The sequence below is a fragment of the Kitasatospora sp. NPDC058406 genome, from assembly GCF_042722765.1.
GTDB lineage: Bacteria > Actinomycetota > Actinomycetes > Streptomycetales > Streptomycetaceae > Kitasatospora.
Window position 1 is genome coordinate 1 of sequence record NZ_JBHXKE010000358.1, and the last position, 6,827, is coordinate 6,827.

The 6,827-nt window shown below is 73.3% G+C and carries 5 protein-coding genes; 2 read left to right on the forward strand and 3 right to left on the reverse strand.

Annotated features, from left to right (window positions below):
- Positions 1–144: 144 nt before the first annotated feature.
- Positions 145–2,448, reverse strand: a complete 2,304-nt coding sequence (locus ACFWOG_RS38315; RefSeq protein WP_329885273.1) for a glycosyl hydrolase family 18 protein — start codon at positions 2,446–2,448, stop codon at positions 145–147.
- Positions 2,449–2,737: 289 nt separating this feature from the next.
- A complete protein-coding gene (locus ACFWOG_RS38320; protein WP_380364143.1) occupies positions 2,738–3,733 on the reverse strand; it encodes an ArsR/SmtB family transcription factor in 996 nt (331 codons plus the stop codon).
- Between the two features lie 79 nt (positions 3,734–3,812).
- On the opposite strand from ACFWOG_RS38320, the gene ACFWOG_RS38325 reads away from it, so the two are divergent.
- Positions 3,813–5,234 (forward strand): MFS transporter, encoded by a 1,422-nt coding sequence (locus ACFWOG_RS38325; protein WP_380364145.1) that lies wholly within the window; start codon positions 3,813–3,815, stop codon positions 5,232–5,234.
- A gap of 106 nt (positions 5,235–5,340) precedes the next feature.
- Here ACFWOG_RS38325 and ACFWOG_RS38330 read toward each other — a convergent pair whose 3' ends face one another.
- Positions 5,341–5,763: a RidA family protein gene (locus tag ACFWOG_RS38330; protein WP_380364147.1), complete on the reverse strand. Its 423-nt coding sequence runs from the start codon at positions 5,761–5,763 to the stop codon at positions 5,341–5,343.
- A gap of 235 nt (positions 5,764–5,998) precedes the next feature.
- Between ACFWOG_RS38330 and ACFWOG_RS38335 the strand changes: the two genes are divergently transcribed.
- Entirely contained in the window at positions 5,999–6,772 is a 774-nt protein-coding gene (locus ACFWOG_RS38335) for an enoyl-CoA hydratase family protein (RefSeq protein WP_380364149.1), read from the forward strand.
- Positions 6,773–6,827 lie beyond the last annotated feature (55 nt).

Here is a 6,827-nt window from a genome sequence, read left to right on the forward strand (position 1 = left end):
CGGCTGGGCCACCCCCTGCGCCCCCGGGTGGCGGGTGACGCCGGGGCGCCCGGGCCCGGGCGCCCCGGGCCCCCGGTGTGGGCCCGGGGGGCGCCCCCGCGCGGGGGGGGGGGCCCCCGGGGCCCCCTCGGCCGTGCCGTGGTGCTACTTGAGCCCGTTGTCGATCGCCGTGATGAGGGTGCCGCCCGGAGTGTCACCGGTCATTTCCCAGATCATCGCGCCGAGCAGGCCCTTCGATTTCAGGTAGGCCGTCTTCTTGGCGATCGACCAGGTGTCGTCGAAGGTCCACCACTGCCCGCCCGCACCCGTGTACCCGTAGGTCGAGACGGACTGTTCGTCGTGGTAGACGGACAGGTTGGGGAAGGTGGTGATGAGGTTGTTGTACCCGCGGGTCCCGGCCTCCTCGGCGAACTGGCCGGGGGCTGCGCCGGTCGCGCTCTGCCATTCACCCTTGACGCCGCCGTCGGCGACGCCCTGCCAGCCGCGGCCGTAGAAGGCGAGGCCGATGGTGAGCTTGCGCGGGTTGACGCCGGCGTCCAGGTAGGGCTTCAGCGCCGCGTCCACGCTGAAGTGGTTCGGGTACGGGTCCTGGGCGTCCGGGTAGAGGTTGCCCTGGTGGCCGGTCCGGTTGGGCTCCCACGAGTTGTCGCTGCCGGCGCCGTGGAAGTCGTAGCCCTGGACGTTGGCGATGTCCAGGTAGTTGAAGATCTTCGAGAGGTCCCAGCCCTGGTCGATCTTGACCGGGTCCGCCGGGGTGAAGGCGGTCAGCAGCTTGTGCGAGCCGCCGAGCGCGTCGAGCTGCTTGCGGAACTCGGCGAGCAGCAGGGTCAGGTTGCCCTTGTCGTTGGCGTTGTAGTGGTTGCCGGCGTGGCCGTCGGGCGAGCCGGGCCACTCCCAGTCGAGGTCGATGCCGTCGAAGATGCCCGCCGCGACGCCGTCACCGCCGGCGCCGTTGTAGAGCGGCAGGTTGCCCTTGATCCACACGTCGACGCAGGACTTGACGAACTTCTGCCGCGAGGCGTCGGTCGCCGCCGCGTCCGAGAAGTACTTGGAGTAGGTCCAGCCGCCCAGCGAGACGACGATCTTCAGGTGGGGGTACTTGGCCTTCAGCTTCTTCAGCTGGTTGAAGTTGCCGCGCAGCTTGCCCCAGCCGTCGTCGGCCACGCCGTCCACCGACTGGGCGGCGCTCATCGGGCGGCCGTAGTCGGCGTCGGCGTCGCCCGCGCCGGTGCCCTGGTCAGGGTCCTGCGGGTTGGCGGTGGTGCCCCTGGTGACACCGGCCATGCAGGTCAGGTTGACCGGATCGATGTTCTCGAAGGCGTAGTTGATGACGTCGAGCTTGGCCGCGCTGCCCGAGGTGTCGAGGTTCTTGACGAAGTACTGGCGGCCGTAGATGCCCCACTGGGTGAAGTAGCCGACGCGGGCGTACTTGCCGGCGCCCACCAGGTCGGAGGTGGTGACGGAGAGCGGGGCCGAGGCCGGCGAGGCGTTGTCCGCGCCGTCCCGGGCCTTCACCGTGAAGGTGTAGTTCGTCGACGGCGAGAGGCTGCTGACGGTGGCGGTCAGCGTGGAGCCGGTCACCGTGCGGACCAGGGTGGCGCCCTGGTAGACGTCGTACGCGGCGACCCGGAGGTTGTCGGTGGCGGCGTTCCAGGCGAGCGTCACCTCGCTCGAACCCACCGCGGTGGTGCGGAGGTTGGTCGGAGCGGTGGGCGGGGTCGGGTCGGTGGCCGGGTCGAAGGTGGTGGCGGTGACGGGCGCGCTGAGCGGGCCGGTGTTGCCACGGGTGTCCTTGGCCCGGACGGTCAGGGTGTAACTGGTGGCCGGGGTCAGTCCGGTGACCAGTGCGTCGGCGGTGGCGCTGGTGGCGAGCACGGTCGCCCCGCTCAGCACCTCGTAGGAGGCGACCTGGAAGTCCCCGCCGGTGGCGGCCGGCCACTTCAGGGCGAGGCTGCGCGCGGTCGAGTCGGTGACCACCGGGGTGCCGGGCGCGGACGGCAGGACGTCCGAACTGCCGTCGCACTTGTCGCCGTTGATCCGGCAGCCGGTCGGTGTGCCGACCGGCCCGTTGGCGACGAACCAGAAGCTGTACGGCTCGGTGGTGCCGCGGGCGGGCACGTTGGCGTTGTAGAACGCGTTGGTGGCGGTGATGTGGCGGCCGTTGGCCGTCGCGGTGCCGTTGTAGCTGTTCTGGATGGTCACGCCGGCCGGCAGGTCGAACTCCAGGGTCCAGCCGGAGACGGCGGCGGCGTTGTCGTTGCGGACGATGTAGGTGCCCTTCCACCAGGACCCGTTGTTCTCGGTGGTGAAGGTGGCGGTGAGCTTCCCGGCGGCGTTGGCCGGTGTGGCCAGCGCGGTGATCGCGGCCAGCGGGAGGAGCAGGACGGACAGCAGCGCCAGCAGTCTGTGGCGCACGCGCGGGCGGTGTGCCCGGGGTCGAGCGGACATGGTTCTCCCTGTGACTGTGGGGGTTGGACAGGGTGACGTAGAACCGTACGGATGGTGCGGGTGGTGCCTGGTGGGGCGGGGTGGTGCCGGATCGGACCGTGGCGCTGGGGTGGTGCGTGGCCGATCGATGCCCGCGTTTGTGGGGAGACGGGGCATGGGAACTGTAGGAGGACTGGACCAATGCGTCAACAGGTCTGTACCAGTGGGGAGTTGACGGGCCAGGTCGGGACGGGGCCGGCGCACGGTTCGAACGCGCCCCGGGCGGGGTCCGCCCGTGCCTCGCGCGGGACTAGGGACGGCGGCGCGGGTCGCCGGCCAGCTCGTCGCCGAGCGGGCTGCGGGCGTACAGCACCGATCGGCCGTGCCGGGCCCGGGTCACCAGGCCGGTCGCGTGCAGCACGGCCAGGTGCTGGCTGACCGCGCCCGCGGTCACGCCGAGCCGGTAGGCGAGATCGGTGGTGGTGGCCGGCTCCGCGAGCAGCGTCAGCAGGCGCGACTTCGGTGCGCCGAGCAGCTGTTCCAGCGCGCGCGGAGTGGCCGGCGGTCGGGGGTCGGCCATGCCGGCCTGGCCGCGTGCCGGGTAACTGATCTGCGGTGCACGGTCGTTGCTGATCATCGTGATCGCGCCCCGGGCGAAGAACGTCGGCACCAGGACCAGGCCGCGCCCGTCCACGGTGATCTCGCCGTCCCCGTCCGACCAGTGCCGGTTGATCGACAGCAGGCCGTCCGCCCAGTGCAGCCGCCGGTCCAGGTCGGCGAACAGCGCCGCGGCCCCCTGCTGGGCCAGCACCCGTGCCCGGTAGACCAGGTCGGCCTCCAGCACGGCGCGGGCCTGCGGCCACCAGCCCGGCGCCAGGCAGCACTCCCAGTACTCCTCCAGCGCGTCGGCGATCCGGGCCAGCAGCCGGGCCGGATCGGCCAGTCCGTCCGCCAGGACGGCGGGCATCGGCCGGCGGTCCAGCTGGAAGGTCAGTTCCAGCTCAGGGCGCAGCTGTTCGGGCGGCAGTGCCCGGACGGTGGCCAGCTCGGTGCGGAAGTCGGGCGAGGGGGTGACCGGGCGCGGGGTCAGGAAGTCCGGGACCCAGCGGTTGGGCGAGACCAGGGAGAGCAGCAGCGTGGAGTCCAGCCGCTCGAAGGCGGGCCGGAGGCGCTCGAAGGCGGGCGACTGGAAGGCGTAGACGCCGGGATGGGTCCACATCCGCAGGCTGAGCGACGCCTCCTGGATCGGCGAGCAGGCGAACCAGGTGGTGGCCAGGTCGGCCAGGCCGAGCTTGAACCGGTGCACGCGGCCCCCTCCCCGGCTGCTTTTAGGCCCAGCCTAAATCAGTACTGCGGACGGGCCGTCTCGGGGTGTGATCGTGGGCATGACCACCTCACCGGCGGCGACCGCCGCACCCACCTCCGGCCTGCCCGGAAACGGCCAGGACGGCGAAAGCGACGGAATCGGCGGGACCGGCGGGACCGGGGGGATCGGCCGAAGCGGCACGACCGGCGGTCCGCCGGGGCCGCCCGCGAAGCCCGGGCCCCGGCCGTCCCGGGCCGCCCGGCTGCTGCACCCCGACCCGATGGTCCGGCGGCTCGCCGGGATCACCCTGCTCAACACCGTCGGCAGCGGGCTCTCGCTCTCCGTCGGCGTGCTGTTCTTCACCGGTGTCCTCGGCCTGAGCGCCGCCCAGCTCGGTCTCGCGCTCACCGCCGCCGGGCTCTGCGGGGTCGTCGCGAGCGTCCCCGCCGGGCGGGCCGCCGACCGCTGGGGGGCGAAGCGGATCCTGGTGGTGCTGGTCGCGCTCACCGGTCTGGGCACCGCCGGCTACACGCTGGTGGACGGCTATCCGGCGTTCGTCGCCCTGGCCTGCCTGGTGGCCGCCGCCGACCGGGGCGGATCGGCCGTCCGCAATGCCCTGTACGCCCAGGTGCTGCCCGCCGACAAGCGGGTCGCGGGCCGCGCCTACCTGCGGGTGGTGACCAACGTCGGCCTCTGCCTCGGCACCGGCGTGGGCGCCGTCGCCCTCCACCTGGACTCGCGGCCCGCCTATCTGACGGCGATCCTGGCCGACGCCGCCACCTACCTGGTGGTGTCGGTGCTGTTCCTGCGGCTGGCCGTGCCCGGGCCGGGCGGCGCGGGGCGCGAGCGGCCGGCGGAGGAGGGGCTCCGGACGCCGGAGGGGGCGCGGACGCGCAGCCGGAACCCGGCACTGCGGGACGGACCGTTCCTGGTGGTGACCGCACTCAGCTCGGTGCTCGGCCTGCAGTTCGCGATGCTGGAGGTGGGCGTGCCGCTCTGGATCGTCCAGCAGACCGACGCGCCGCGGATCACCGTGGCCGGCACCCTGATCGTCAACACCGTGCTGGTGATCGCCTTCCAGGTGCGGGCCACCAGGGGCACCGAGGACCCGGCCGCCGCCGCCCGGGTCTGCGGCCGGGCCGGGCTGATCCTGGCCGCCTCGTGCCTGGTGCTCGCACTCGCCCACGGCGCGCCGGCCCCGATCGCCGCCGTGGTGCTGCTGGTGGGCGTGGCGCTCCAGGCGATCGGCGAGGTGCTGAGCCAGGCCGGCAGTTGGGCGCTCAGCTACGACCTGGCCGGCGAGCGGGCGCACGGTGCCTACCAGGGTGTCTACAACGCGGGGAACTCTGCCGCGCTGATGATCGGACCGGCGGTGGTCTCGACCGTCGTCATCGGGTACGGCCTGGCAGGCTGGGCCGCCCTCGGCGCACTGCTCGCCGCCGCGGGCCTGGCCATGGGGCCCGCCGTCCGGTGGGCCTCGGGCGGCGGCCGGGCGCGGTGACCGAGCCGGTGCAGCTGCGCCCGCGCCCCCGCGCCGTACCGCCCGCGCAGCGCCGCCGTGTCCGGTGCCGGAGGCCCGGCGCCGGATGCGGCGGCCGCGCCGGGAACTACTCCGGCACCACCGCGAGTGCCTCGATCTCGATCAGCACCTCGGGCAGGAACAGCGCCGAGACCTGCATCGCCGAGCTGGTGGGGAGCGGGATGTCACCGAAGAACTCCTCCCGGGCCTCGCGGACGGCGGGCAGGTGCCCGATGTCGGTGAGGAAGTAGGTGAGCTTGACGAGGTCGGAGAAGTCCGCCCCGGCGGCGGCCAGGCAGCGGCGGATGTTCTCGAAGATCTGCCGCGCCTGCGCCTTCGGGTCGCCGGTGCCGACCAGCCGCCGCTCCTCGTCGAAGGCGACCTGGCCGGAGACGGCCACCAGCCGGCCGGTACCGGTGACGACCTGGGTGTAGCCGGTGCCCGGGGCCACGCCGGGAGGCTCGGCGATGTGCGTGAGGTGGGCGGTCTTCCGCCCGGGTTCGGTGGTCATGGGCTCATCGTGGCCGACGGGTGATCACCGCACCAGTGCCTTTCCGGATCGGGCCCGGGTGCCCGGGCGCGACTCCACCGCGCAGGGCGGGCGGACCGCCACCGGATTTCCCGCGCCGGGCACGGGTGGCTCTGGTCGAGCGGAGGGTGGGCGTGCCAGAGTCGTCCGGGCGCCGCCCCACCGGACGGCGGGCGCCCCTCCGACCCACCCTCAGCCGGAAAGCAGGACCGCACCGATGACCCGCGAAGTGCCTCTCGTCCACGTCACCACCGAGGACGCCGTCACCACCCTCACCCTCGACTCGCCCCACAACCGCAACGCGCTCTCCACGCGGCTGATGGCCGAGCTCACCGCCGGCCTCGCCGCCGCGGCGGCCGACCCGCAGGTGCGCGCGGTCGTGCTGACCCACGCCGGCAAGGTGTTCTGCGCCGGTGCGGACCTCTCCGAGGCGACGGGGGCCGACCCGACCGTCGGGCCGCGCGGTCTGGTCGACCTCCAGCGGGCGATCGTGGACTGCGCCAAGCCGGTCATCGCCGCCATCGACGGTCACGTCCGGGCCGGCGGCCTCGGGCTGGTCGGCTCGGCCGACCTGGCGGTGGCCGGTCCGGCCGCCACCTTCGCGTTCACGGAGGTCCGGCTCGGCCTGGCCCCCGCCGTCATCTCGCTGCCGCTGCGCCCCAAGCTGGACCCGCGCGCGGCCTCCCGCTACTACCTGACCGGCGAGGTCTTCGACGCCGCCGAGGCGGCCCGGATCGGGCTGATCACGCAGGCGGCCGACTCCGGAGAGGCCGTCGCCCTCGCGCTGAAGGGGCTGCTGGACGCCCTGCGGCTCGGTTCGCCGCAGGGGCTCGCCCAGTCCAAGCGGCTGGCCAACGCCGAGGTGGTGCGGTCCTTCGAGCAGGACGCCGACGAACTGGTCGAGCTGTCGGCGCGGTTGTTCGGCTCGGAGGAGGCACAGCAGGGGATGCGCGCGTTCCTCGAGAAGCGACCGGCACCCTGGGCCCGTTGACGTAGACGTTGACGTTGACGTTGACGTTGACGTTGACGTTGCCGTGCGGCGTGCG